Consider the following 24,967-nt stretch of genomic DNA (forward strand, 5'->3'; position numbering starts at 1 on the left):
GCTGATGACCCTGTTGACGGCGTGCACGGTCAGCCCGCCGCCCGCCCCGCAGAGCACGGACACCTCGGAGTCCCCGCCGCCCCCTCCGATGAAGCCCACGCAGATCATCATGGCCATCGACTGGATCGGTCCGGGGTTCAACCCGCACCTGCTATCGGACCAGTCGCCGGTCAACGCGGCGATCAGCTCGCTGGTGCTGCCCAGTTCGTTTCGGCCGATACCGGATCCGAACACCCCGACGGGGTCGCGCTGGGAGATCGACACGACGCTGCTGGAGTCGGCGGAGGTGACCGACACCGACCCATTCACGGTCACCTACCGGATCCGGCCCGAGGCGTCCTGGACCGACAACGCGCCCATCGGCGCCGACGACTTCTGGTACCTCTGGCAGCAGATGGTGAGCCAGCCCGGCGTCGTCGACCCGGCCGGGTACGACCTGATCACCGGCGTGCAGTCGGTGGAGGGCGGCAAGACCGCGGTGGTGACCTTCTCTCAGCCCTACCCGGCCTGGCGCCAGCTGTTCAACGACATCCTGCCCGCTCACATCGTCAAGGACGTGCCCGGCGGGTTCGCCGCGGGGCTGGCGCGGGCGCTGCCGGTGACCGGCGGCCAGTTCCGGGTGGAGAACATCGACCCGCAGCGTGACGAGATCCTGCTGGCCCGCAACGACCGCTACTGGGGAGCGCCCGCCAAGCCCGATCTGGTGTTGCTGCGGCGCGGCGGGGATTCCGCGGCGCTGGCCGACTCCATCCGCAACGGAGACACCCAGGTGGCCCAGGTGCACGGCGGGGCGGCGGCCTTCGCCCAGCTGTCGGCCATTCCCGACGTGCGGACCGCGCGGATCGTCACCCCCCGCGTCATGCGGCTGACCCTGCGCGCGCGGCAGCCTGCGCTGGCCGACACCGCGGTGCGCAAGGCCATCCTGGGCCTGCTCGACGTCGATCTGCTCGCCGCGGTTGGCGCTGGTGACGACAACACCGTCACGCTGGCGCAGGCCCAGGTGCGCTCGCCGTCGGATCCGGGCTATGTGCCGACGGCGCCGCCCGCGATGGCCAAGGAGGACGCCCTCGGCCTGCTGGCCGAAAGCGGTTACGTGTTCGAACCGGTGACTGCTGCGCCGCCGACGCCGGGCCTCCCGCCGGCGCAAGGCGATCGCGGCCGCATCACCAAGGACGGCATGCCCCTGACGTTGCGGATCGGCGTGGCGGCCAACGACCCCACGTCGGTGGCGGTGGCCAACACCGCAGCAGATCAACTCCGCAACGTCGGCATCACCGCGTCGGTGGTGGCCCTCGACCCGGTGGTCCTCTACGGCGAGGCGCTGGCCAACAACCAGGTCGACGCCGTGGTCGGCTGGAACCAGGCGGGTGGCGACCTGGCCACCGCGCTGGCGTCGCGCTACGGCTGCCGGGCACTGGAGGCGACGCCTGTGCCGACGGCCACACCGGGAACCCCCGCGCCGACCACGCCGCGCCCGGGTCCACGGCCGACCCCGCTGCTCACGCCGACCGCCACCACGCCGAGTCCGGCCACCGACGGCGACCAACTGGTGCAGGCGCCGAGCAACATCACCGGGATCTGCGACCGCAGCATCCAGCCCAAAATCGATGCGGCTCTGGACGGTTCGCAGGACATCGCCGACGTCATCACCGCCGTCGAACCGCGGCTGTGGAACATGGCCACCGTGCTGCCGATCCTGCAGGACACCACAATCGTGGCCGCCGGCCCGAGTGTGCAGAACGTGAGCCTGTCGGGCGCGGTGCCGGTCGGCATCGTCGGTGACGCGGGCCGGTGGGTCAAGACTCGGCAGTAGACCGCAGCGGGGCGTTGCGTTCGCGCGCCACCCGAAGAGCGTGCGCCGCGTATGCGGCGACCGCGAACACGATCAGCAGCCAGTACGGCGGGTGGGCCAGTTCCCAGACGAACAGTGCCGCGAACGCCGGCGCTCGCTGCGTGATGGCCAGCACGCCGGCCGCGCACGTCAGCGACACCGCCGACACGTCGAGGTCCGTGCCGGCCCAGTGATTGAGGGTCAGCGCCACGACCGAACCCGCCGCCGCCCCCGTCGCCAGCGCAGGGGTCAGCAAACCGCCGACCGCGCCCGCGCGCAGGAACAGCGCGGTCAGCAGCGGTTTGAGCAGCAGGATCATCGCCGCCGCGCCCAGGGTCAGCTCGCTGTTGACGCTCACAGTCAGGATGCTGCGTCCGTTGCCGGGCAGTTCCGGCCACCAGATCGAGCAGATCCCCGTCGCCAGGCCGGCCGTCGCGATGGCCGGGACCAGGAGCCCCGAGCGAAGCTGCACGTGCGGTCGGGCCGCCGCCGTCAGCCGGTCGAACACCAGACCGACGGCCGCGGCCAACGGGGCGAGTGCGAGCGCCAGGAACACGAACAGATACGACAGCCGGGCCTCGGGCCAGGTCAGCGCATGCTCGAGGTGGGTGACGGGCGACGCGACGGCGACCGCGAGGCTCGACGTGATCAATGCGGCGCCGACCACACGCGGATGCCAGGTGCGCAGCAGGATCTGGACGGTGAACAAGGCGCCGCCGAGCGGCACGCTGTAGACCGCGCCCAGGCCGGCGCCCGCCGCGCAGGCCAGCAGGATCTCGCGGTCCCGTGGCGTCAGCGCCAGACGCGACGTGCCGAAGTCGCTCATGGCCGCGGCGAGTTGGCGGGGCGCTCCCTCCCGGCCCAGCGATGCGCCCGCCCCCACGAGCAGCACCTGCAGCGCGGCGTCGATGGACAGCGGAATCCGCGGCAGCGGTCGCGGGTCCGCGATCGCCGATGACAGCTGCGGCACCTCGCTGCGCCGCCGCAGCAGCCACCACCCGAGACCGGCCAGAGCCCCGCCGGTCATCGGCCCGAGCGCCCGGCGGACCGGACTGCTGGCTCCGACACCGTCCAGCAGCGTGCCGAACGAGTAGTGGTACGTGAGGTGTTCGACGGCGTGAAGCAGCAGCGTCGTGGCGGCACCCGCCACACCGGCGAGCAGGCCGATGATGACGATCGCACTGCCGAATTCGACGGTGCGCCGGGACACCAGGTGAATCTATGTCAGGCAACCGGCAAGCTGGTGGGAATGGACACCCCTGAGATTGACGGCGCCGCCGTCGGCCGGCTGTTGTTCGTGCACGCCCATCCCGACGACGAGACGCTGACGACCGGCGCGACGATCGCGCACTACGCCGCACGCGGAGCGCAGGTGTGCGTCGTGACGTGCACCCTCGGCGAGGAGGGCGAGGTGATCGGGCAGCGGTGGGCGCATCTGGCTGTCGGCGCGGCCGACCAGCTCGGCGGTTACCGCATCGCCGAGCTGACCGCCGCGCTCGACGCGCTGGGCGTCGACGAGCCGCTGTACCTCGGCGGCGCAGGCCGGTGGCGCGACTCAGGCATGGCGGGGACGCCGCCACGGCACCACCTGCGATTCATCGATGCCGACCCCGAGGAGGCGGTCGGCGCGCTCGTGGCGGTCATCCGTCGGCTGCGCCCCCACGTCGTGGTCACCTATGACCCCGACGGTGGCTACGGGCACCCCGACCACATCCACGCTCACCGGGTGACGATGGCCGCTGTCGAGGCCGCGGCCACCGAACCGGGCGACCCATGGGCGGTGCCGAAGGTGTACTGGACGGTGATGTCGAAGTCGGCGATGGCCGGCGGGTTCGAGGCCATGGGGGACGTGCCCGCCGAATGGACGAGGGTGAGCGCCGACGACCTGCCGTTCGGTTATCCCGATGACAAGATCGATGCGGTCGTCGACGCGCCGGATCAGTTGTCCGCCAAGGTCGCCGCGCTGCGGGCGCACGCCACCCAGGTCAGCGTCGCGCCGGACGGACGGTCCTGCGCGCTGTCGAACAACATCGCGCTGCCGATCGGCGCGGTCGAGCACTACATTCTGGTGTCCGGCGCTGCGGGCGCCCGCGACGCCCGCGGCTGGGAAACGGATCTGCTGGCCGGCCTGAACCTCGATTAGCGCCTGTGCCGCGGGGTAAGCTTCCGTGCAGTCGGCGGCAAGCGGAAGGGACGGCACATGGACCCGGATCTCGATCCCAACCTGCAGCACTGGCAGGACCGGCTCGACAGCCTGCAGTGGGTGATCGGTTCGATCACCGGATTGCTCGACAGCATCCCGACCTGAACCGGCCCGCGACCGACGGTCGGCGGGTGGCGGTATTGGCGCTACTCACGCTCGACGGTGTGCTCTGCGCGATCGCGACCGCGCTCTTCCTGCCTTTGCGTATCGGAACGATTCCCTTTCCCATCTCTGCGCTGATCGCGGGCCTGGTCAATGCGGCGCTGGTGTGGGCCGCGCTGCACTGGACGTCGGCGCCGCGGGTGGCGTCGCTGCCGCTGTGGTCGTGGTTGCTGACCGTTGCGGTGCTGTCGCTCGCCGGCCCCGGAGACGACGTGGTCTTCGGCGGCAGCGGCGTCATGGCCTACGCCGCGTTCCTGCTCATCGGACTCGGTGCGCTACCGCCGGCGCTTGTCTTGTACCGGTACGCCAACGCCTGAGCGCTACTCGACTCCCGACTCGCCGTCCACCTCGGACGGTGTGCTGCCCGAAGCGTCATCAACCGACGACGGTGCCTCGGCGAACTCGGTAGGGTTCCCCACCTCTTCCTCGAGTTCCTCGACCTGCGTGGTGTCGTTTTCGGTCGACAGCGCGGTATCGGCCGGATCCTCCTCCGGCGCGGTCACCGGCGCACGGACCTCGCCCTGTGCGGACACCGCACCCAAAGTGTCCGTCGTCGGCTCCTCGGTCGACGGTTCCTCGCCATCGGTGACCGTTTGCTCCACCGCGGGCTCGTCGACCATCAATCGCTGAACGGGTGGTTCCTGGGGCGGAGTCTCGGTCGACTCACTCTCCTTGGAGTCCACCGCCGGAAATTCCTCGGCTCCCTCTTCCGCGGACATCGCGGTCGTCTCCGCGGTTCCGGGTTCGGCAGCCAGGGGGAAAGGCGGCAGCGGAGGCAGCGGCGGCAGCCAGAAGTTCCACTGGTCGATGCCGAGCTGGATGAAGGAGTTGATGGTGTCGATGGCGACGTTGATGAGGCCCTGACCGAAGCTGATGTTCCCGTCGAGCCAGTAAGCGACGTTGTAGGCGATGCTGCGGGTGATCCGCTCGCCGAAGAAGTAGAAGATCATGATCTGGCCGGACAGCCAGCCGACGTAGGGCACCCAGCCGACCGCGTAGGTGGCGAGCTCGAATCCGTACTGCACCCACGGCTCGATGGCGTTGTAGGTGTTGATGATCGCGCTGCCGATCGAGGTACCGCCGACGACCGGCGGGAAGTCCGGCTGCGGGATCGGCTGGCCCGCGCTGGGCGGAATGACGATGCGCTCGAACCAGTCGACGAGAAGGTTGGGAAGCGCCGTCGGCTGCGCGGCTTGTTCGACGGCGGCGGTGAGCTGAACGGGCGTCGAGAGAACCCGCACGGATGCCGTCGGCGTGGCCGCCGGTCCGGATCGCCGGTCGGACTGGGGAGGCAGCACCGCAACCGCGACGGCCGTCGCCATCGCGACGCCGACCACCAGGCACGAGCGGATGCGGTTACCCATGACAATGCACCTCCGGTAGCCGCGTCTCGGCCGTGTCCGCAAACGTACTCGCAGGTCAGGCGTCGCGGTGCGATTTACTCGACCGATCGATGAACGGGCTCGCACAGGCCAGGCCTGCTGGGACTAGGGTGACGCGTATGGCAGGCGCATGGCGCGCGCAGTTCGTTTCAGGATGTGAGACGCGCGGATGAATCCGGAGTACCTCGGGGTTACACGGGAGTGGCTCTGAACCCCCGGCGCGACGCCGACCTGCCCAGCCCGGTGGTCCCACGGAAAGCTCCGGCGGGGTCCCCTTCCGGGCTGCGGCGCGTGCTGCGCCGAGCGCGCGACGGGGTCGCCCTCAACGTCGAGGAAGCCGCGCTCGCGATGACGGCCCGCGGCGACGACCTCGCCGACCTGTGTGCCAGCGCGGCGCGGGTCCGCGACGCGGGTCTGCAGGCCGCCGGGCGCCGCGGGGCCGCCGGCCGATTGCCGATCAGCTATTCGCGAAAGGTGTTCATCCCCGTCACGCACCTGTGCCGCGACAAGTGCCACTACTGCACGTTCGTCACCGTTCCCGGGCGGCTGCGCGCCGAGGGTCGCGGCATGTACCTCGAGCCCGACGAGATACTCGACGTCGCACGCCGAGGCGCCGAAATGGGTTGCAAGGAAGCCTTGTTCACGCTCGGTGACCGGCCCGAGGCCCGCTGGGACGAGGCGCGGCAGTGGCTCGACGAGCGCGGCTACGACTCGACGCTTGACTACGTGCGGGCCATGGCCATCCGCGTGCTCGAGGAGACGGGTCTGCTGCCGCACCTGAATCCGGGTGTGATGAGCTGGTCGGAGCTGTCGCGGCTCAAGCCGGTCGCACCGTCGATGGGCATGATGCTCGAGACCACGTCGCGGCGGCTGTTCGAGACCAGGGGACTGGTGCACCACGGCAGCCCGGACAAGGATCCGGCGGTCCGGCTGCGCACCCTGGCCGACGCGGGCCGGCTGTCGATCCCGTTCACCACCGGCCTGCTGGTCGGGATCGGCGAGACGCTGCCCGAACGCGCCGAGACCATCCACGCGATCCGCCGGTCACACAAGGAGTTCGGGCATGTCCAGGAAGTGATCGTGCAGAACTTTCGCGCCAAGGATCACACCGCGATGGCCGCGACGCCGGATGCGGGCTTCGAGGACTTCCTGGCGACGGTGGCGGTCACCCGGCTGGTGATGGGGCCGAAGATGCGGATCCAGGCGCCGCCGAACCTGGTCTCACGCTCCGAATGTCTCGCCCTGATCGGCGCGGGCGTCGACGACTGGGGTGGCGTCTCGCCGCTGACGCCCGACCACGTCAACCCCGAGCGGCCGTGGCCCGCCCTCGACGAGTTGTCGGCGGTCACCGCCGAGGCCGGCTACGACCTGGTCCAACGACTGACGGCGCAGCCACAGTACGTGCAGGCGGGAGCGGCCTGGATCGATCCGCGGGTGCGCGGCCACGTCGACGCGCTGGCCGACCCCGACACCGGATACGCGGTCGACGTCAACCCCGTGGGCCGGCCGTGGCAGGAGCCGGATGAAGCGTGGGAGTCGTTGGGGCGCACTGACTTACATTCGGCGATCGACGCAGAGGGTCGGCTGACCGAGACCCGCAGCGACCTCGGCAGCGCCTTCGGCGACTGGGAGTCGATCCGCGAGAAGGTCGGTGAGTTGGCGGCACGGGCACCCGAACGCGTCGACACCGATGTGCTGGCGGCGTTGCGCGCGGCCGAAGCCGACCCGGCGGGGCTGACCGACGACGAGTACCTGGCGCTGGCCGCTGCCGACGGGCCGGCGCTGGACGCCGTTGCCGCGCTGGCCGACTCGTTGCGCCGCGATACCGTCGGCGATGACGTCACCTACGTGGTCAACCGCAACATCAACTTCACCAACATCTGCTACACCGGCTGCCGGTTCTGTGCGTTCGCGCAACGCAAGGGTGACGCGGACGCCTATTCGCTGTCGGTCGACGACGTCGCCGACCGGGCGTGGGAGGCGCACGTGTCGGGGGCGACCGAGGTGTGCATGCAGGGCGGCATCGATCCCGAACTGCCCGTCACCGGCTACGCCGACCTGGTTCGGGCGGTCAAGGCCCGCGTGCCGTCGATGCACGTGCACGCCTTCTCGCCGATGGAGATCGCCAACGGTGTCACCCGCAGCGGCCTGTCGATCCGCGAGTGGCTGATCAGCCTGCGTGAAGCCGGGCTGGACTCCATCCCCGGCACCGCAGCGGAGATCCTCGACGACGAGGTGCGTTGGGTGCTGACCAAGGGCAAGCTGCCCACGTCGATGTGGATCGACGTGGTGACGACCGCGCACGACGTCGGCCTGCGGTCGAGCTCGACGATGATGTACGGGCATGTCGACCACCCGCGCCACTGGGTCGGCCATCTGCGGGTGCTGCGCGAGATCCAAGACCGCACAGGCGGATTCACTGAGTTCGTGCCGCTGCCGTTCGTGCATCAGAGCTCGCCGCTGTACCTGGCCGGGGGCGCCAGGCCCGGCCCGACGCACCGCGACAACCGCGCCGTGCATGCCCTCGCGCGCATCATGCTGCACGACAGGATCGCCAACATCCAGACCAGCTGGGTCAAGCTCGGCGTCGAGCGCACCCAGGTGATGCTCAACGGCGGCGCCAACGACCTCGGCGGCACGCTGATGGAGGAGACCATCTCGCGGATGGCCGGCTCGGAGAACGGCTCGGCCAAGAGCGTCGAGGAACTGACGGCGATCGCCGAGGGCATCGGCCGCCCGGCGCGCCAGCGCTCCACGACCTACGCGCCGCTGGCCGCCTAGCCCCCTCTTGCGCGAGCGTGCGAGTTTGCAGACGACACGCGCGATTCATGCAGCACTTTGCGCACGGTCGTCGCATCCGGCAGCGTGTCGGCCGGAGTCTGGAACGGAAGTGACTGCATGGCTCCGCCGGCTGAGGAGGCTGAGTGGGCGCCGGGATCGGGCGGGCGGTTCCGTTGCCACAGACCGGGGCCACTTTGTGGCGGCCGCCGCCATCACCGCCGCCAACGGGTGTGCTTCTGCGCCCACGCCTCCTCCGATGTCGGCGGGATAGCCCCTGTCGACACCTGTCGCACGCTCGGACCGGTTGAAGGTGCGGGAACTGCTGATTTCGAGCGGCGTGTCGTGTACAGACGCGCACGCTCGCGCAAGAGGGGGTTGCACGCTCGCGCGCAGGGGTGTCCCTGGTGGTGCTGTATGTGCGACGTTTAGTATCTGTAACCACGCGCCACCCTTAACCGGGCGGCGTGGAGTTAGGGCACACTGAGACGGCCGTCCAGGTATCGACAACGGATACTGGCCGACGGGCTCAGCGGCCCTGCCGGACGGCAGCCCACCGGACAGGAGATAAGGGAGACCTTGTGACGTACACGATTGCCGAACCCTGCGTCGACATCAAAGACAAGGCGTGTATCGAAGAGTGCCCTGTCGACTGCATCTACGAGGGCGCACGCATGCTGTACATCCACCCGGACGAATGCGTGGACTGCGGTGCCTGCGAACCGGTGTGCCCGGTCGAAGCCATCTACTACGAGGACGACGTTCCCGACCAGTGGAGCGGCTACACGCAGATCAACGCCGACTTCTTCGCCGAACTCGGCTCGCCCGGCGGCGCGTCGAAGGTGGGCCAGACCGACAACGACCCCGAGCCGGTCAAGAGCATGCCGCCGCAAGGTGAGGACTGACGACGGCTCGTCAAGAGCTTCGGCAGCCACGTAGCGCTTCGCTGCCGGTGTTCCCGTGGGACACCCTGGCCGAGGTGACCGCGCTCGCCCGAGCGCACCCCGACGGCATCGTCGACCTGTCCGTGGGCACCCCCGTGGACCCGGTCGCGCCGGTGATCCGCGACGCTCTCGCGGCGGCCAGCGGGTCGCCGGGTTACCCGGCGACAGCCGGCACCCCCGCGTTGCGGGAGTCGGCCGTGACCGCTTTGGCCAGGCGCTACGGCGTCACCGGCGTGCCGAATGAGGCTGTGCTGCCCGTCATCGGCACCAAGGAGCTCATCGCGTGGCTGCCGACGCTGCTCGGACTGGGCGCCGAGGACGTCGTCGTGGTGCCCGAACTCGCCTACCCGACATACGAAGTGGGCGCGCAGCTGGCCGGTGCGCAGGTGGTCCGGGCCGACTCGCTGACCCAACTCGGTCCGCAGACACCGGCGCTGGTCTACCTCAACTCGCCCAGCAACCCGACCGGCAAGGTGCTCGGCGTCGACCATCTGCGCAAGGTCGTCGGCTGGGCCCGCGATCGAGGTGTCGTGGTGGCCTCCGACGAGTGCTATCTGGGCCTGGGCTGGGACGCCGACCCGCTGTCGGTGCTGCACCCCACGGTCTGCGACGGTGACCACACCGGCCTGTTGGCCGTGCACTCACTGTCGAAGACGTCGTCGCTGGCGGGCTACCGGGCGGGTTTCGTGGCCGGCGACGCGGCCGTGATCGCCGAGTTGCTGGCCGTGCGCAAGCACGCGGGGATGATGGTGCCGACGCCCGTGCAGGCCGCGATGGTCGCCGCGCTGGACGACGACGAACACGAACGCCGCCAGCGCGCCCGCTATGCGCGGCGACGCGATGCGCTGCTGCCCGCCCTGCGTTCGGTCGGCCTGACGGTCGACGACTCCGAGGCCGGGCTGTATGTCTGGGCGACGCGCGGTGAGCCGTGCCGGGAGACGGTGGCCTGGCTGGCCAGCTTCGGGATCCTGGTCGCGCCCGGCGACTTCTACGGACCCCGGGGCGGCGAGCATGTTCGTGTCGCGCTGACCGCGAACGACGAGCGGATCGCCGCTGCGGCGCAACGCTTGTCGTCATGACGTCGCGCGCAAGCTCAACGACAGCAGCAGCCGCACGTCGGGGTCTGTGAGCGAGGTCGACAACAGCTGTTCGGCGCGGCGCACGCGATAGCGAACGGTGTTGGGGTGCACATGCAGTCGGCCCGCCACGGCGGCGACGTCACCGAACCCGTCGAGGTAGGCCTGCAATGTATCGGCCAGTGTCGGTTCATGGTCCCGCAATTCGCGCACCCTCGGGTCCAACAGCCGTTCGTTGGCGCTCATCATTGTCACGATCTCGTCGATCAGCACCGCGGTTCGGGCTTCGGCCACCGACGTCACCTCGCCGAACGCGACGGGGTGGCGCTCGGCACTGTCCAGCACCCGGTCCACCTCCACGCGGGCGGATGCCGCAGCGCCCAGACCCGCCACCGGCGCCGCGATCACGGCCCGCAGCGCCACGCCGAGTTCGGCGTGCAGGGTAGCGACCGTACCGCGCAACCACGAAGTCACTGAGGCGGTGCGGTTGGTCTGGGGCAGCAGCACATACACCCGCGATCCGTCGGAGACGACCGAGGCGTCGCTGCGAAAAGCGCTGGCGCTCAGGGCCAGGACGTCGGCGAGACGGCCATGCTCGGCGGGGGTGTCGAATCCGATCACCGCGGCCCTGCCGTCGGCGACGACACCGAGTTCGCGAGCGGCCGCCGCGACATCGACTTCTCCGTCGGTCAGGCCCAGCACCTCCTGTGCCCGCAACGTGTGAGTGGAGGGGGCCGTCGCCAGTCGCGACATGATCCGCGCCGCCAGTACCGCGGCGCCGCGCAGGATCTCACCGGCATCGTCGGACAGTGGCCGAGAGCCCTGCTGCAGCCAGATGGTCCCCACGAACTCCGGTGGCCGACGTCGATCGACGGCAGCCCGATGTATTCCGATGGCGAGCCGGGGCTGTAGCCCGAGTTCGGGGCGGGCGGCCACCGGGACGACCTCGTCGCTGCTGCGCAAAGCGTCGAAAATGCCCCACTGGCTGAGCCATTCGAGATGCTCGGGCGGTCCGGCCCGACCCAGAATCGAGAGCCGTCGCAGTTCGTCGGCCTCGTCGTTGGAGGGAGAGTACGCCAGTACGTGAGACTGGGCGTCCTCGATGCTGACCATGCCGCGCACCCGGTCGGCGATCGACTGCGCCAACGCGAACAGGTCTGTGCCGGAGTCCTGCCACGAGTCGACGCGGTCGCGGTGGTGCTCGAAGACGTGGTTGACCAATCGGTACAGCCGCTCCCAGCGAGCCCGCGGATCCACCGAGACGACCGCGATGCCCGCCGCAGTCGCCCGCGCGATCACCGCATCGGAAGGCCCTTTGGCGAAGATGGCCGCGGGCGTGCCGGCATGCCGGTCAAGCCAGCGCAGCGCCTCGGCATCGGTGAGACCCAGCAGGAAGAACGCATCGGCCGACCCGGCCGCGGGCGCCAGGCCCAGTCGGACATCGTCGGAGTCGATCAGCGCGGCGGAGGCGACCGGAACATCCAGGCCGCGCGGCGCCCGCACCAACCCGACCAGCGTCGCGTCCAGCGCCAGCAGCAGCCGACCCAGGGTGACGCCGCCACCTCGCATTCGGCCGATTCTACTAACACCTGCCGAGCGGTTTGTCCGAACGGCCAAAGTCCTGGCGATCGGGTCCGGTCATCCTGGGTGGATGGATGCCATCACCGCGGTACCGATGCCGGTCAACGAGCCGGTTCGTGACTACGCGCCCGGTTCGGGTGAGCGAGCCCGGCTCATCGCGGCCCTGAACTCGGTCGAAGCAACCGATCTGCCGCACGTGATCGGCGGCAGGCACCGCATGGGTGACGGCGCCCGTGTCGCGGTGGTTGCGCCGCACCGCCACACCGCGCGACTCGGCACCCTCGCCAACGCCACGCACGCCGATGCTTCGGCCGCGATCGAGGCCGCGGTCGCCGCGAAGGCGGATTGGGAGAACACCCCGTTCGACGAGCGCGCCGCGGTGTTCCTGCGCGCCGCCGACCTGCTGGCCGGACCCTGGCGGGAGAGACTGTGCGCGGCGACCATGCTCGGTCAGTCGAAGTCGGCGTACCAGGCCGAGATCGACGCGGCATGCGAACTCATCGACTTCTGGCGGTTCAACGTCGCCTTCGCCCGCGTCCTGCTGGCCCAGCAGCCGATCAGCGTGCCCGGCGTCTGGAACCGGACCGACTACCGGCCCCTCGAAGGCTTCGTCTACGCCATCACGCCGTTCAACTTCACCGCGATCGCCGGCAACCTGCCGACTGCGCCCGCGCTCATGGGCAACACCGTGGTGTGGAAACCGTCGCCGACGCAGACGTTCGCCGCATACCTCACCATGCAACTGCTCGAGGCGGCGGGCCTGCCGCCGGGCGTCATCAACCTGCTGACCGGTGACGGGATCGCCGTATCGGAGGTGGCGCTGGCCGATCCGCGGCTGGCCGGCATCCACTTCACCGGATCGACGACGACCTTCCAGCACCTGTGGCGAGAGGTCGGCACCCGCATCGACCGCTATCGCACATACCCGCGACTCGTAGGGGAGACGGGCGGCAAGGACTTCGTCGTGGCGCACCGCAGCGCGCGTCCGGAAGTGTTGTCCACTGCGCTGATTCGGGGCGCATTCGACTACCAGGGCCAGAAGTGCTCGGCCGCCTCGCGGGCCTTCGTCCCGCGCTCGGTGTGGCAGCAGATGGGCGACGACTTCCTGTCGGCCACCGAATCGCTGCGGTACGGCGACGTGGCCGACCTCACCAACTTCGGTGGCGCCCTCATCGACCAGCGCGCATTTGCGAAGAACGTCACGGCCATCGAACGGGCGAAGAGCGCGTCGCACGTGACGATCGCGGTCGGCGGTGAGTACGACGACAGCGAAGGCTATTTCGTTCGGCCAACGGTCCTGCTGTCCGACGACCCGACCGACGAGGCGTTCGGCACCGAATACTTCGGCCCGATCCTCGCGGTGCACGTCTACCCCGATGACGACTACGACCGCGTCCTGGACCTCGTCGACAGCGGGGCGGCGTACGCGCTGACCGGCGCGGTGATCGCCGACGACCGCGCCGCCGTGCTGGCCGCCCAGCGGCGCCTGCGCCACGCCGCGGGCAACTTCTACGTCAACGACAAGCCCACCGGCGCCGTGGTGGGCCAGCAGCCATTCGGCGGGTCGCGGGCCTCGGGCACCAACGACAAGGCCGGATCGGCGCTGAACCTGTTGCGGTGGACGTCGGCGCGGTCGATCAAGGAGACGTTCGTGCCGCCTACCCATCACGACTACCCGCACATGGAGACATGACGTGGGCCTCTTCGAGCGGTTCGCACGCCCGATGATTCTGGCCGCAGGCAGACGCGAGGGTCTGCGCCGGGCGGCCGAGCGGCTGCCCCTGACCCGCGAGGTCGTGCACCGGTTCGTCCCCGGTGACACGGTGGACGACGCACTCGACTCCGTTGCCGCGCTTCGCTATTCGGGACGGCTGGTCTCGATCGACTACCTCGGCGAGGACGTCACCGACGCCGGGGCCGCGGATCGAACGGTCGGGGCCTACCTCGAGCTTCTCAGCGCACTGGCGCGCCGGGACGAGCCGGCGACCGATGTCCGGCCTTTGGAGGTGTCGCTGAAGCTGTCGGCGCTCGGTCAGGCGCTGCCGCGTGACGGGGACAAGATCGCCCTGGAGAACGCACACGTCATCTGTGAGCGGGCGCAGCGCGCCGGTGTCTGGGTGACGGTCGACGCCGAGGACCACACCACCACCGATTCCACCCTCTCGATCGTGCGCGACCTGCGCACCGAATTCGATTGGCTGGGCGCGGCTCTGCAGGCCTACCTGCGGCGGACCGAGGCCGACTGCCTCGACTTCGCCGGGTCGCGCGCGCGCATCCGGTTGTGTAAGGGCGCCTACGACGAACCCGCATCGGTGGCCTACCGCGACCGCGACGACGTGACCGACTCCTACCTGCGCTGCCTGCAGGTGCTGATGGCCGGGGGCGGCTACCCGATGGTGGCCTCGCACGATCCGGCCGTCATCGCGGCGGTACCGGCGATCGCCGCCCAGAACGGTCGTGGCCGAGCGGATCTGGAGTACCAGATGCTCTACGGCATCCGCGACGCCGAACAGCGCAGGCTGGCCGATGCGGGCCACCAGGTGCGGGTCTACCTGCCCTTCGGCACGCAGTGGTACGGCTACTTCGTCCGCAGGCTCGCCGAGCGGCCCGCGAACCTGATGTTCTTCGGCCGGGCGCTCGTCGAGAACCGGCGCTGGGACTAAGCCGGGCGTGCCCCGACGGGCATCACCACCGTGCCGCGGCACGGCCCGGACAGGATCTCGGTGTGCCACGTCCCGAACAGGGTGCCGTCGAGGTCGGGCGCGTAGAACACCCGCGAGCGCGCGGGAGCGTACTCGCGGGGCAGCCCGTCACCGCGGAAGCACTCCCACTGCCAGTTGTAGGCGTACTGCCATCGTGACCCGTCCCAGGTGTACCGGATCGGTTGCGGGATGGACGGATTGCCGGGCGCGGGCCCGTCGACGACAGTGGCCACGCACAAGCCGCTCGAGCAGTCGGTGGCCAGTGTGTATTGCGCGCTGAAGTCCGGCTCGCGCTGCGCTGCCGCCACGCTGGTGCCCATCTTCTCCGATGCATACGTGATGATCTGATAGCGCCCGTTCCACCCCGGGTCCGCCGCGTCGGCCGACGGCGACGCCGAAAGGCCGGTGGCTGCAACGCACGACGTGCCGAGCAGCACAGCCAGGAGTCGACGGACAGACATGAGTCGGACGGTAGTAGGCCGCAGCGCCGTAGCGCCCCGCGACACGGTCCGCTCCCGGCTACGAGACGGTCACGGGTTGGTATCGGCGAACGAATGATGTTCGTGGGTAACGACCCAGCGCCCGTCACGTTTGCGCAATCCGATGGTCAGGCGCAGCCGGTTGTCCGGGTCGGCTGCCAGGTCGACGGGCTTGCCGCAGCGCAGCAGCGTCCACGCGAACGCCACGTCGGTACCTGTGGTGACCTGCAGTTCCTCGATCTCGAACACCGCGCCCTGGCGCTGCCATTCGAAGAACGGCGGCCACGACTGCCGGTACTGTTCGAGTCCCCGGTTGCCGCGGTGCGGCGGGGGTACGTCGAACATGACGATATCCGGATCATGGTCGGCCAGAACAGCACTCAGATCACCGGTGTGTACGGCATCGGTCCACTTGGCGATGAGTTCCCGGATGGCTGCTTCGTCACTCATGAAGGAATAGACCATCACCGGGTCCGGAATTCATCGCCGTTCATCGAGCAACAGCAGTGCCCATGCGGCGATCGACTGCGCGTCGGTGATCTCGCCGGAGCGCATCATCTGCTCGACCTGCCGTCGGGTGAACCACTCGCTGTGCATGTCCTGCTCTTCGTGCTCACGGTCGTGGTCACCCTCGGTGAGGCCGGTCGCCAGGAACACCCAGCCGCGCTGACTGCTCATCCCGGGCGCGACGTCGAGCAGCCCAAGGAGGGCGTAGTCGCTGGCGTGCAAGCCGGTTTCCTCGCGGAGTTCGCGCGCCGCGAGGTCGACGGGCTCGAGCTGCTCCTGGTCGGGAGCGGTGCCCTGCGGAAACTCCCACCGCCGCAGGCCCAGTGGGTAGCGGAACTGCTCGACCAGCCGGATCCGGTCGCCGTCACACGCGATCACGAGCGCGTAGTTCGGCTTGTCGACGACGGCGTAGACCCCGTCGCTGCCGTCGGGGCGGCGGATGTCGTCCTCACGCAGCGTCAGCCAGTTGTTCCGGTAGACCTGCCGCGACGCAAGCGCAACGATGTGGTTCACGCGCCCAGTATCGCCGAGCCGGTTGTGGGTAATGTCGCTGGTTATGCTGCTGGCTTCGCTGAACCCCGCCGCGGTCGCGGGCGGCGCCGACATCGACGACGCGGTGCGCATCGACGGTGCGACGCTGAGCCGCAGCGATCTGGTGGGCGCGGCCACCTCGGTCGCCGAGCGGGTCGCGGGCGCGCGTCGGGTCGCGGTGCTGGCCTCGCCGACCGCCACGACCGTGCTCGCGGTGACGGGCTGTCTGATCGCCGGTGTACCCGTCGTGCCGGTGCCCGCGGATGTCGGGGCTGCCGAGCGCAGGCACATCCTGACCGACTCCGGTGCGCAGGCCTGGCTGGGGGACAAGCCGGTGGACACCGACGGCCTGCAGCACGTGCCGGTGCGGCTGCACGCCCGCTCGTGGCACCGCTACGCCGAACCGCCTGCCGAGTCGACGGCCCTGATCATCTACACCTCCGGCACGACGGGCCCGCCCAAGGGTGTCGTTCTGAGTCGCGGTGCGATCGCTGCCGACATCGACGCGCTCGCCGAGGCGTGGCAGTGGACCCCCGGCGACACCCTGGTGCACGGCCTACCGCTTTATCACGTGCACGGGCTGGTGCTGGGCCTGCTGGGTTCGCTGCGGGTGGGAAACCGGTTCGCGCACACCGGGAGACCGACGCCGCAGGCGTATGCGGCGGCCGGTGGATCGCTGTACTTCGGGGTGCCGACGGTGTGGTCACGGGTCGTCGACGACTCGGCGGCGGCAGCGGCGTTGGCGTCGGCCCGGCTGCTGGTATCGGGCAGCGCGCCGCTGCCGGTGCCGGTGTTCGACCGACTCGCCGAACTGACCGGGCACCGGCCGATCGAGCGCTACGGCACCACCGAGTCGCTGATTACCATCAGTACCCGCGCCGACGGCGAGCGCCGACCCGGCTGGGTGGGGTCACCCGTGCGCGGCGTTCAGACCCGACTCATCGGCGAGGACGGCGGCGAGGTCCCTCACGACGGAGACACCATCGGGCAGTTGCAGGTCCGCGGGCCCACGCTGTTCGACGGCTATCTGAATCGGCCCGACGCGACGGCCGAGGCGTTCGACGCCGACGGCTGGTATCGCACCGGCGACGTCGCGGTGATCGACGGCGACGGCATGCACCGGATCGTCGGCAGGGAGTCCGTCGACCTGATCAAGACGGGCGGCTTCCGGGTGGGTGCCGGTGAGATCGAGACGGCGCTGATGGGCCATCCCGGAGTGCGCGAGGTTGCCGTGGTGGGCGTCGCCGACGCGGACCTGGGCCAGCGCATCGTCGCGTTCGTCGTCGGTGACGCCGCTCCGGAAGCGCTGATCGAGTTTGTGGCCCATGAGCTTTCGGTACACAAGCGGCCGCGCGAGGTGAGGCTGGTCGACGAGTTGCCGCGCAACGCCATGGGCAAGGTACTCAAGAAGGAGCTGACACGATGACGCTCGCGTTCGACGAGATCTGCATCGACGCGCACGACGCCACCGCACTGGGCCGCTGGTGGGCGCAGGTGCTCGGCTGGAGACACGACGTCGACGACGACGGCGACGTGGTGCTGCACGCCCCGCCCGGTGCAGGCCCCAACTGGTTGTTCCTGGCCGTGCCCGACGACAAAGTCGTCAAGAACCGCATCCACTTCGACTTCCGGCCCGACGACCAGGCCGCCGAGGTGGAACGGGTGATCGGTCTGGGCGCCCGGCACGTCGACATCGGCCAGGGCGACGAGAGCTGGGTGGTGCTGGCCGATCCGGAGGGCAACGAATTCTGCATCCTGGCCGCCCACGCTTGAGGCACCCCCCTCCTGTTGCGCGAGCGTGCGTGTCTGTACACGACACGCCGCGCAAGTTGGGCACTTTCCGCACGCTCGTCGTGGTGTCAGCGTGCGTTCTTGCCGCCTGCGGCACAACCGAACCGCCGCCGCCACCCTCACCGCCGGTCGGCCAGGAACCGCTGCGCATCGGGCCGGCCGCCCAGGACACCGTCGGCGGCTGGCTGCCCGACGGGCGCACCCTGAGCCCGTTCGACGTCGACCATCCCATCGTGGGCTGGCTGGATCCCGCGCTGCGCACGGCGGTGCAGGACGCGGCCCGGCGCGCTGCGGCCGACGGCATCGAGATGCGCATCACGTCCGGCTGGCGGTCGAAGGGGTTCCAGGAGCGGCTGTTCGCCGACGGCGTCGCGACATACGGAAGTGTCGAGGCGGCAAGGGAATTCGTCGCCTCACCCGAGAAGTCGAAGCACATCACCGGCGAGGCCGTCGACATCGCGCCGTTCGCGGCCGACCGGTCATTGATCGCCAACGGCGCGCCATTCGGCCTGTGCCAGATCTATGCCAACGAGATCTGGCACTTCGAACTGGCCGCCGTCGACGGGCGCTGCCCGCCGTTGAAGCCCAACGCGGCGGCGGGGTGAGCACGCTCAGGCAGTGGCGAGCGTGCGCGAACTGCTGAAACTTCGCGGCGTGTCTTGTGCAAACACGCACGCTCGCGCAATACCCGGTCAGTTCTGGTGCAGCGCCTCGTTGAGCGTGATGCCGGTGCCGTCGCGCTTGACCACCTCGACGGCCCCCGACACCGAATTGCGCCGGAACAGAAGGTTGTTAGCACCCGACAGCTCGCGTGCCTTGACGGTCTGGCCGTCCGCCGTCTGCACCTTGGTGCCTGCTGTGACATAGAGACCGGCCTCGACCACGCAGTCGTCGCCCAGCGAGATACCGAGCCCCGCATTGGCGCCCAGCAGACATCGCTCGCCGACCGAGATGACCTCGGTGCCGCCGCCAGACAGCGTTCCCATGATCGACGCGCCACCGCCGACGTCAGAACCGTCGCCCACCACGACGCCCGCGGAGATGCGGCCCTCGACCATCGACTTGCCGAGCGTGCCCGCGTTGTAGTTGACGAAGCCCTCGTGCATGACGGTGGTTCCCGCCGCGAGATGCGCACCCAGCCGCACGCGGTCGGCGTCGGCGACCCGCACACCCGGCGGCAGCACGTAGTCGACCATGCGCGGAAACTTGTCGACGCCGTAGACCGTCACCGGCCCGCGTCGACGCAGCCGGGCGCGCACCGACTCGAAGCCGTCCACCGCGCACGGCCCGTGATTGGTCCACACCACGTTGGTCAGCACGCCGAAGAAGCCGTCGGCGTTGAGCCCGTGCGGCGCCACCAAGCGGTGTGACAACAGGTGCAGCCGCAGGTAGGCGTCGTAGGCGTCGGTGGCCTTGTCGTCCAGCGATGCGATCGTGGTGCGAACGGCGACGACGTCGACGGCGCGGTCCTCGTCGCGGCCGGTCAGCGCACCCAGTTCCTCCGGAACCTCGGCGACGGACAACCGCACGGTGCCCGACGGCCCGTCGCCGTTCAACTCGGGCGCCGGAAACCACGTGTCGAGGACGGAGCCGTCGGCCGCGATGGTCGCCAGCCCGATACCTGAAGCAGAAGTCACGCGCGTCAGACTAACGTCAGCCCTGTGAGCCTCGACTTGCACGGCGACCCTGTAGCCTTGACCGCGGCGCTGGTCGACATCCCCAGCGAGTCGCGCGGGGAGCAACGCATCGCCGATGAGATCGAGGCGGCGCTGCGCGAGCAGACGAGCGGGTTCGAGGTCATCCGCAACGCCGACGCCGTCCTCGCCCGCACGAACCTGGGCCGCTCATCGCGGGTGCTGCTCGCCGGCCACATCGACACCGTCCCGGCGGCCGACAACCTGCCGAGCCGGCTGGCCGACGGTGTGCTGCACGGCTGCGGCACCTCGGACATGAAGTCCGGCGACGCGGTGTTTCTGCACCTCGCCGCCACCATTGCCGAGCCGGCGCACGACATCACGCTGGTGATGTACGACTGCGAGGAGATCGAGGCGTCGGCCAACGGTTTGGGCCGCATCGAATCGGAGTTGCCCGACTGGCTGCGCGCAGACGTGGCGATCCTCGGGGAACCGTCGGGCGGCTACATCGAGGCGGGCTGTCAGGGCACATTGCGCGTGATCGTAAGCGCCACCGGCACCCGCGCGCATTCCGCCCGATCCTGGCTGGGCGACAACGCGATTCACAAACTCGGCGAGGTCTTGGCGCGATTGTCGGCGTACCGGGCGCGCAGTGTGGAGATCGACGGCTGCACGTACCGGGAGGGGTTGTCCGCGGTGCGTGTCGACGGCGGCGTCGCGGGCAACGTCATTCCCGATGCGGCGTCGGTGACGGTGAACTTCCGCTTCGCGCCGGACCGCAGCGTCGACGACGCGCTCGCCCACGTGCACGACGTGCTCGACGGCCTCGACGTGCACATCGAGATGACCGATGCGGCGCCAGGGGCCTTGCCCGGCCTGACCGCACCGGCCGCCGCGGCGCTGGTCGAGGCCGCCGGTGGGCAGGTACGCGCGAAGTACGGGTGGACCGACGTGTCCCGGTTCGCCGCGCTGGGCATCCCGGCGGTGAATTACGGTCCGGGTGACCCGAATCTGGCCCACCGCGCCGACGAACGGGTCGACGTGGCCGCGATCACCGCTGCCGCCGATGTGCTGCGGCGCTATTTAACCGCTTGACGCCGCCCCTAACCTGAAGGCATGTGAGTCGACGACGCCGCCGGTGTCCCACCGGGTCGAGCCGTCCATTCGTGAATCCCACCTCGAGGCATTCCCTCTTGTGATTCACCCCGAGGCATTCCCTGGAGATCTCACATGTCTTCCATTGTCTGCTCCAACCTGTCGTTCGCCTGGCCGGGCGACTCCCCGCTCTTCGCCGGGCTCTCCTTCGCCGTCGGCGACGGTCGCACCGGCCTCGTCGCGCCGAACGGGGCCGGAAAGAGCGTGCTGCTGAGGCTGATCGCCGGTGAGCTGCCACCGGCGGCCGGCTCGATCACCGTCGACGGCACGCTCGGTTACCTGCCGCAGTCCTTGCCGTTCGCCGGCGACGCGACCGTGGCCGACGTGCTCGGAGCCGCGGCGGCCATCGAAGCCCTCGAAGCCCTGGCCGGCGGCGAGTTCGGTGACGCGGTCTTCGCCGCGATCGGCGACGACTGGGACATCGAGGCGCGCGCCCTGGCGCAATTCGACCGGCTCCGCCTTGGCCACATCACGCTCGACCGGCGGGTCGACTCGCTGTCCGGCGGCGAGATCGTCGCCATCGGCCTGGCCGGGCAACTGTTGAGGCGGCCCCGCGTCCTGCTGCTCGACGAGCCGACCAACAACCTCGACGCCGACGCTCGCCGCCGGCTCTACGCGGCGCTCGACGAGTTCACCGGCTGCCTGCTGCTCGTCAGCCACGATCGATCGCTGCTGGACCGGATGGACCGGATCGCCGAGCTTCGCGATGGCGAGATCCAGTTGTACGGAGGCGGTTTCACCGCCTATACCGAGGCGGTCGAGGACGCGCAGCGCACCGCAGCAGCCAAGGTGAGCAGTGCCGAGCAGCAACTCAGGCGGGAGAGACGCGACAGGCAACTGGCCCGCGAACGCGCCGCGCGGCGGTCGTCGACCGCAGCGCGCAACTCCAAGGACGCGGGCCTGCCGAAGATCGTCTCCGGAGCGATGAAGCGCCGCGCACAGGAATCGGCCGGGCGCATCGACGGCGTCAACGCCGCCAGGGTCGACGACGCCGCGTCCCGGGTCGCCGAGGCCGAGCGAATGCTGCGCGACGACGACGCCCTCACCCTCGACCTGCCCGATATCGAGGTACCCGCCGGGCGGAACCTGCTGACGTGCAGCGGTATTCGCGCCGTCGACGGCGGCAGGGTGTTGTTCGACGACGTCGACCTCGCCATCCGCGGCCCGGAGCGCATCGCGCTGACCGGTCGCAACGGGGCGGGCAAGTCGACCTTGCTGCGCATCTCGGCCGGGGCCGTGACGCCCGAATCGGGAACGGTTCAGCGAGCGCACGGCCGCGTGGCCTACCTGTCGCAGCGCCTCGACCTCCTCGACCCGCAGCGCACCGTCGCCGAGAGCCTGGCCGTGTCGGCGCCCGGCCTGACCACCACCCGCCGGATGCACCTGCTGGCCCAGTTCCTGTTCCGCGGCGATCGCGTCGACCTGCCGATCGGTGTCCTGTCCGGCGGTGAACGCTTGCGCGCCACGCTCGCGTGTGTGCTTCACGCCGAACCCGCGCCGCACCTGCTCCTGCTCGACGAACCCACCAACAACCTCGACCTGAGAAGCATCGGACAACTGCAATCGGCGCTTGGCGCGTACCGCGGCGCCCTGCTTGTCGTCAGCCACGACGAACGCTTTCTCGAGAGCGTCGACATCCGCCGCTGGCTGCGGTTATCCGATGGCCGGCTGGACGAATCAGCGGAACGGCGGCCACCGGAGACACGGTAGATTCGGTAGCCGGACCGGGTCACGCAGGAAGGGGGCCGCGCCTTGGCGATCGAGCCGGATTCCAGCCCGTACGGCGGGCAGACCGTGACCGGTCTCGGCTGGCCGAACGTCGACGAGGAGGTCCTCGCTGCCGCCGCGGCCTCCTACGAGCAGCTGGCGGCGAAGATCAGCGGCACCGTGGTGCCGCAGCAGCAGGGCCAGCTGATGAAGCTCTCCGACGTCTGGCAGGGCGCCGGTGCGTTGGCCGCGGGCGGTGAGGCGAGCACGATCATCGGCGGCCACGAGGCCAACGCCGCTCAGGCCGCCGCGATCGCGGCCCAGTTGCGCGCCATGGAGGTCACAGTCGTCAAGACGAAGCTGCTGGCCAACACCATCGCCCAGGAGGTCCAGCACGAGTGTGAGGCCCTTTCGGCGATGCCGTTGCGCAACGCCCAGGAACTCGTGCAGAGCCGCATCAAGATGGGGCTGTCGCAGAACATCGCGAACGTCACAGCCAACACCACCGAACTGGCCAACATGCTCGGCGTACCGCCCAGCATCCCGTTCCCCGGCGCCCCGCCGGTGCCGGGTGCCAAAGAAGCGAAGGACAGCGGGGAAGAGGCCGCCGAACAGGCTTCTCAGGGACCCACGCAGGCGATGCAGATGATGAGCCAGATGGGTGCTGTGGCCACGCAATTGCCGATGCAGCTCGGCCAGTCGCTGATGCAGCTGCCGCAACAGATGGGCCAGCAACTGCAGCAGTTGTCCCAGCCGCTGCAGCAGTTGACGTCGATGTTCGGCCAGGGCGGCAAGGCGGACTCGTTGGGTGCTGCGGGCCTGCCGTTCTCGACGTTCTCGAACCATCCCGCGGCCGGCGGTTCGGGTGCGGGCGGCGGCTCGGGCATGATGCGGGCCGCTTCGCCGCCCGGCTCCGGCGGGACGCCGCTGCAGACGCCGCAATTGGCCCACCTGGTCGGCAGCAAGGCGGTCAGCACCGCGCCCCCCGAGGGCGCGACGGCCGGATCCGCCGCGGTCGGCGGCGTGGCCCCGATGGCTGCGGGTGCCGGCATGGGCGCGATGGGCGGAATGGCGCCGATGATGGGTCAACGCGGTCAAAGTGGCGGGACCACAACGGGGTTGGCGGTGCCCGCACCGCTCGATCACGACTTGGCCGAGGACGACGTGGACGACGACTGGTGAGGACGAAGTGCGATGTCTGGTGAGGTGCGCAAGCCCGAGGGCATCGGCTGGAATGCGGCGTCGGTCGAATTGCCGCCGGTGCCAACCGTTCCCGCCGGGCCGGATTCGATGAGCTCGACCATCGCGGCGGTGCTGCCCACGCTGGCCGCCCAGCTGACCGCGAACGTCGCGACGTTGTCGGCCAAGGAGACCACCTTCTCCGGCAAGGTCGGCGCCGCGCAGGCGGCCTACCAGAATTCCGACGACGCCGGCTCGCAATCGGTGGGGCAGGTCGTCGGGATGCTCGGCCAACTCGGTCAGCAGGCCGGTCAGATGGGCCAGTCGGCGCGTGCGCCGATGCAAGCGCTGAGCGGGCAGACCGGAATGTTCGGCTCGCTCATGCAACAGGCCGTGCAGGGCCAGCAAGGGCGCGAGGACGCCGACGCACGCCAGCCGCTGCAGCGCGCCGACGACCAGGCTGTGCCCGGGGCCGGGCCTGGGCATGGCGATTCCCGCGCCGCACCGCTCACGCCGCCCACGCAGCAGCACTACGACGACGACGTCGCCCGCAACCTCTGACCTAGTAAGCCTGCGGACGCGTCTGCGCCGGCTGTGGCCGGTCAGCGGTCGATTGGCCGGGCGCGGGGCCACCGCTGGCCGAATCGCCCGCGGATGCACCAGTCGGCGCGGGCCGCTCCGGCACCGCTTCGGCTGGGCGTTCGTTCGGTTCGGGCGATGTCTCGGCGTCCTCGTCGGGCTCTTCCCCGCCCCGTCGGCTTTCCGGCTTCCCGCCCGGCCGCGGCTGGTCGGTGGCTGCGCCGCCGAGCGCCTGCATGACCTGCTGAGGTACCTGTTGCAGGCCCTGCGCGAAACCCGCGAGCGGCTGCGCCACCATGCCGGCCACCTGGCCCGCCTGCTGTCCGACCTGGCCCAGCAGCTGGCCGACCATCCCGGCGCCCGCTCCTGCACCGCCTGCCGGCGAAGCGGGCGCCGTCGATGCGCCACCGCCGCCCTGCAAGACCTCGGCCGCCGCCCGCAGTTTCTCGGCGCCTTCCTCGTCACCCTGTTCGTACAACCGAGCGGCCTTCTGCAGCAGTTCGGCGATGGTGGCACCGGACGCCGCGGTGCCCTGCACGGTGCTCTGCCGACGGCCGAGGGCACCCGACAGCGCGTTGTCCACCGCGGCCGCGATCGGGCCGTGGGTGGGCTGCGCGCCCGCCGACTCCAGCGCCGCGGCGCCCACCACCTGCGACAGGTCCGCCGCCACCTGATCGTGGATCCGGGCCGACGACCGCACCCCGTCGGTCTGTACGGACAGCTCGCTCATGGACACCTCTTCCGGC

23 protein-coding genes are annotated in these 24,967 nt (G+C 70.0%); 15 read left to right on the forward strand and 8 right to left on the reverse strand.

The annotated features are described in order from the left end of the window. The first annotated feature begins 4 nt into the window (after positions 1-4). Positions 5-1,813 carry an ABC transporter family substrate-binding protein gene (locus K3G64_RS14720; protein WP_238950671.1) on the forward strand — a complete coding sequence of 603 codons (1,809 nt, stop codon included), beginning with the start codon at positions 5-7 and terminating at the stop codon, positions 1,811-1,813. Here the strand turns inward: K3G64_RS14720 and K3G64_RS14725 are convergent. Next, entirely contained in the window at positions 1,797-3,041 is a 1,245-nt protein-coding gene (locus K3G64_RS14725; RefSeq protein ID WP_238885310.1) for a chloride channel protein, read from the reverse strand. The genes K3G64_RS14720 and K3G64_RS14725 overlap by 17 nt on opposite strands. Before the next feature lie 39 nt (positions 3,042-3,080). On the opposite strand from K3G64_RS14725, the gene mshB reads away from it, so the two are divergent. Together mshB and K3G64_RS14735 are read left to right on the forward strand one after the other, a co-directional pair. Next, entirely contained in the window at positions 3,081-3,974 is an 894-nt protein-coding gene (gene mshB, locus K3G64_RS14730) for an N-acetyl-1-D-myo-inositol-2-amino-2-deoxy-alpha-D-glucopyranoside deacetylase (protein ID WP_238885312.1), read from the forward strand. 116 nt (positions 3,975-4,090) lie between these two features. Then, entirely contained in the window at positions 4,091-4,513 is a 423-nt protein-coding gene (locus K3G64_RS14735; protein ID WP_370646943.1) for a hypothetical protein, read from the forward strand. A gap of 3 nt (positions 4,514-4,516) precedes the next feature. Here the strand turns inward: K3G64_RS14735 and K3G64_RS14740 are convergent, their stop codons facing one another. Beyond that, positions 4,517-5,560 (reverse strand): hypothetical protein, encoded by a 1,044-nt coding sequence (locus tag K3G64_RS14740; RefSeq protein ID WP_238885313.1) that lies wholly within the window; start codon positions 5,558-5,560, stop codon positions 4,517-4,519. Positions 5,561-5,779: 219 nt separating this feature from the next. Between K3G64_RS14740 and K3G64_RS14745 the strand changes: the two genes are divergently transcribed. The 3 genes from K3G64_RS14745 to dapC all read left to right on the forward strand — a co-directional run bounded on the left by K3G64_RS14745 (position 5,780) and on the right by dapC (position 10,379). Continuing rightward, positions 5,780-8,359 carry a bifunctional FO biosynthesis protein CofGH gene (locus tag K3G64_RS14745; RefSeq protein ID WP_238885315.1) on the forward strand — a complete coding sequence of 860 codons (2,580 nt, stop codon included), beginning with the start codon at positions 5,780-5,782 and terminating at the stop codon, positions 8,357-8,359. A 578-nt stretch (positions 8,360-8,937) separates the two neighbouring features. Beyond that, a complete protein-coding gene (gene fdxA, locus K3G64_RS14750; protein WP_238885317.1) occupies positions 8,938-9,261 on the forward strand; it encodes a ferredoxin in 324 nt (107 codons plus the stop codon). Further along, positions 9,258-10,379 (forward strand): succinyldiaminopimelate transaminase, encoded by a 1,122-nt coding sequence (gene dapC / locus K3G64_RS14755; protein WP_305071292.1) that lies wholly within the window; start codon positions 9,258-9,260, stop codon positions 10,377-10,379. Before fdxA ends, dapC begins: the two co-directional genes overlap by 4 nt. Here the strand turns inward: dapC and K3G64_RS14760 are convergent. Then, the gene (locus K3G64_RS14760; RefSeq protein WP_238885319.1) at positions 10,374-11,945 is read right to left on the reverse strand and encodes a PucR family transcriptional regulator; all 1,572 of its coding nucleotides are present in this window, start codon (positions 11,943-11,945) and stop codon (positions 10,374-10,376) included. The two genes, dapC and K3G64_RS14760, sit on opposite strands and share 6 nt — an antisense overlap. Before the next feature lie 82 nt (positions 11,946-12,027). Between K3G64_RS14760 and pruA the strand changes: the two genes are divergently transcribed. Beyond that, complete coding sequence (gene pruA, locus K3G64_RS14765) at positions 12,028-13,650, forward strand: L-glutamate gamma-semialdehyde dehydrogenase (RefSeq protein WP_238885321.1); 1,623 nt, start codon at positions 12,028-12,030, stop codon at positions 13,648-13,650. Between the two features lies 1 nt (position 13,651). Next, positions 13,652-14,620 (forward strand): proline dehydrogenase family protein, encoded by a 969-nt coding sequence (locus tag K3G64_RS14770; protein ID WP_238885322.1) that lies wholly within the window; start codon positions 13,652-13,654, stop codon positions 14,618-14,620. Here the strand turns inward: K3G64_RS14770 and K3G64_RS14775 are convergent. The 3 genes from K3G64_RS14775 to K3G64_RS14785 form a co-directional block, all read right to left on the reverse strand. Next, positions 14,617-15,120: a hypothetical protein gene (locus tag K3G64_RS14775; RefSeq protein ID WP_238885324.1), complete on the reverse strand. Its 504-nt coding sequence runs from the start codon at positions 15,118-15,120 to the stop codon at positions 14,617-14,619. The two genes, K3G64_RS14770 and K3G64_RS14775, sit on opposite strands and share 4 nt — an antisense overlap. Before the next feature lie 69 nt (positions 15,121-15,189). Next, the gene (locus tag K3G64_RS14780) at positions 15,190-15,588 is read right to left on the reverse strand and encodes a YybH family protein (protein WP_238885326.1); all 399 of its coding nucleotides are present in this window, start codon (positions 15,586-15,588) and stop codon (positions 15,190-15,192) included. 30 nt (positions 15,589-15,618) lie between these two features. Then, positions 15,619-16,251 carry an NUDIX domain-containing protein gene (locus K3G64_RS14785; RefSeq protein ID WP_370646945.1) on the reverse strand — a complete coding sequence of 211 codons (633 nt, stop codon included), beginning with the start codon at positions 16,249-16,251 and terminating at the stop codon, positions 15,619-15,621. Between K3G64_RS14785 and K3G64_RS14790 the strand changes: the two genes are divergently transcribed. From K3G64_RS14790 to K3G64_RS14800, 3 genes are read left to right on the forward strand one after another with little or no spacing between them, the layout of a single operon-like run. Beyond that, positions 16,202-17,602 carry an acyl-CoA synthetase gene (locus tag K3G64_RS14790; RefSeq protein WP_238885329.1) on the forward strand — a complete coding sequence of 467 codons (1,401 nt, stop codon included), beginning with the start codon at positions 16,202-16,204 and terminating at the stop codon, positions 17,600-17,602. The genes K3G64_RS14785 and K3G64_RS14790 overlap by 50 nt on opposite strands. Further along, positions 17,599-17,949, forward strand: a complete 351-nt coding sequence (locus tag K3G64_RS14795; protein WP_238885330.1) for a VOC family protein — start codon at positions 17,599-17,601, stop codon at positions 17,947-17,949. The genes K3G64_RS14790 and K3G64_RS14795 overlap by 4 nt, the downstream gene beginning before the upstream one ends. A 29-nt stretch (positions 17,950-17,978) precedes the next feature. Beyond that, positions 17,979-18,572, forward strand: a complete 594-nt coding sequence (locus tag K3G64_RS14800; RefSeq protein WP_370646946.1) for a M15 family metallopeptidase — start codon at positions 17,979-17,981, stop codon at positions 18,570-18,572. Positions 18,573-18,659: 87 nt separating this feature from the next. Here the strand turns inward: K3G64_RS14800 and dapD are convergent, their stop codons facing one another. Continuing rightward, complete coding sequence (gene dapD, locus K3G64_RS14805; RefSeq protein ID WP_238950678.1) at positions 18,660-19,613, reverse strand: 2,3,4,5-tetrahydropyridine-2,6-dicarboxylate N-succinyltransferase; 954 nt, start codon at positions 19,611-19,613, stop codon at positions 18,660-18,662. A 15-nt stretch (positions 19,614-19,628) separates the two neighbouring features. Between dapD and dapE the strand changes: the two genes are divergently transcribed. The 4 genes from dapE to K3G64_RS14825 all read left to right on the forward strand — a co-directional run bounded on the left by dapE (position 19,629) and on the right by K3G64_RS14825 (position 24,203). Further along, positions 19,629-20,696, forward strand: a complete 1,068-nt coding sequence (gene dapE, locus K3G64_RS14810) for a succinyl-diaminopimelate desuccinylase (protein WP_238885331.1) — start codon at positions 19,629-19,631, stop codon at positions 20,694-20,696. A 135-nt stretch (positions 20,697-20,831) separates the two neighbouring features. Then, positions 20,832-22,466, forward strand: coding sequence for an ABC-F family ATP-binding cassette domain-containing protein (locus tag K3G64_RS14815; RefSeq protein WP_238885332.1), 1,635 nt, complete (start codon positions 20,832-20,834; stop codon positions 22,464-22,466). A gap of 42 nt (positions 22,467-22,508) precedes the next feature. Further along, positions 22,509-23,645 carry a hypothetical protein gene (locus tag K3G64_RS14820; RefSeq protein WP_238885333.1) on the forward strand — a complete coding sequence of 379 codons (1,137 nt, stop codon included), beginning with the start codon at positions 22,509-22,511 and terminating at the stop codon, positions 23,643-23,645. Positions 23,646-23,657: 12 nt separating this feature from the next. After that, complete coding sequence (locus tag K3G64_RS14825) at positions 23,658-24,203, forward strand: hypothetical protein (RefSeq protein ID WP_238885334.1); 546 nt, start codon at positions 23,658-23,660, stop codon at positions 24,201-24,203. 1 nt (position 24,204) lies between these two features. On the opposite strand, the gene K3G64_RS14830 is transcribed toward K3G64_RS14825, so the two are convergent. Continuing rightward, complete coding sequence (locus K3G64_RS14830) at positions 24,205-24,951, reverse strand: ESX-1 secretion-associated protein (protein WP_238885335.1); 747 nt, start codon at positions 24,949-24,951, stop codon at positions 24,205-24,207. Between the last annotated feature and the right edge of the window lie 16 nt (positions 24,952-24,967).

It is taken from the genome of Mycobacterium sp. IDR2000157661 (genome assembly GCF_022317005.1).
GTDB lineage: Bacteria > Actinomycetota > Actinomycetes > Mycobacteriales > Mycobacteriaceae > Mycobacterium.

Bases quoted from the DNA above. Each gene is read 5' to 3' on its own strand.
- K3G64_RS14775 (WP_238885324.1), bottom strand. From the start codon at position 15,120: ATGTCTGTCCGTCGACTCCTGGCTGTGCTGCTCGGCACGTCGTGCGTT.
- K3G64_RS14825 (WP_238885334.1), top strand. From the start codon at position 23,658: ATGTCTGGTGAGGTGCGCAAGCCCGAGGGCATCGGCTGGAATGCGGCG.
- K3G64_RS14790 (WP_238885329.1), top strand. From the start codon at position 16,202: ATGCTGCTGGCTTCGCTGAACCCCGCCGCGGTCGCGGGCGGCGCCGAC.
- K3G64_RS14760 (WP_238885319.1), bottom strand. From the start codon at position 11,945: ATGCGAGGTGGCGGCGTCACCCTGGGTCGGCTGCTGCTGGCGCTGGAC.
- K3G64_RS14780 (WP_238885326.1), bottom strand. From the start codon at position 15,588: ATGAGTGACGAAGCAGCCATCCGGGAACTCATCGCCAAGTGGACCGAT.
- pruA (WP_238885321.1), top strand. From the start codon at position 12,028: ATGGATGCCATCACCGCGGTACCGATGCCGGTCAACGAGCCGGTTCGT.
- K3G64_RS14785 (WP_370646945.1), bottom strand. From the start codon at position 16,251: ATGTCGGCGCCGCCCGCGACCGCGGCGGGGTTCAGCGAAGCCAGCAGC.
- K3G64_RS14740 (WP_238885313.1), bottom strand. From the start codon at position 5,560: ATGGGTAACCGCATCCGCTCGTGCCTGGTGGTCGGCGTCGCGATGGCG.
- K3G64_RS14795 (WP_238885330.1), top strand. From the start codon at position 17,599: ATGACGCTCGCGTTCGACGAGATCTGCATCGACGCGCACGACGCCACC.
- K3G64_RS14720 (WP_238950671.1), top strand. From the start codon at position 5: ATGACCCTGTTGACGGCGTGCACGGTCAGCCCGCCGCCCGCCCCGCAG.
- K3G64_RS14815 (WP_238885332.1), top strand. From the start codon at position 20,832: ATGTCTTCCATTGTCTGCTCCAACCTGTCGTTCGCCTGGCCGGGCGAC.
- mshB (WP_238885312.1), top strand. From the start codon at position 3,081: ATGGACACCCCTGAGATTGACGGCGCCGCCGTCGGCCGGCTGTTGTTC.
- K3G64_RS14830 (WP_238885335.1), bottom strand. From the start codon at position 24,951: ATGAGCGAGCTGTCCGTACAGACCGACGGGGTGCGGTCGTCGGCCCGG.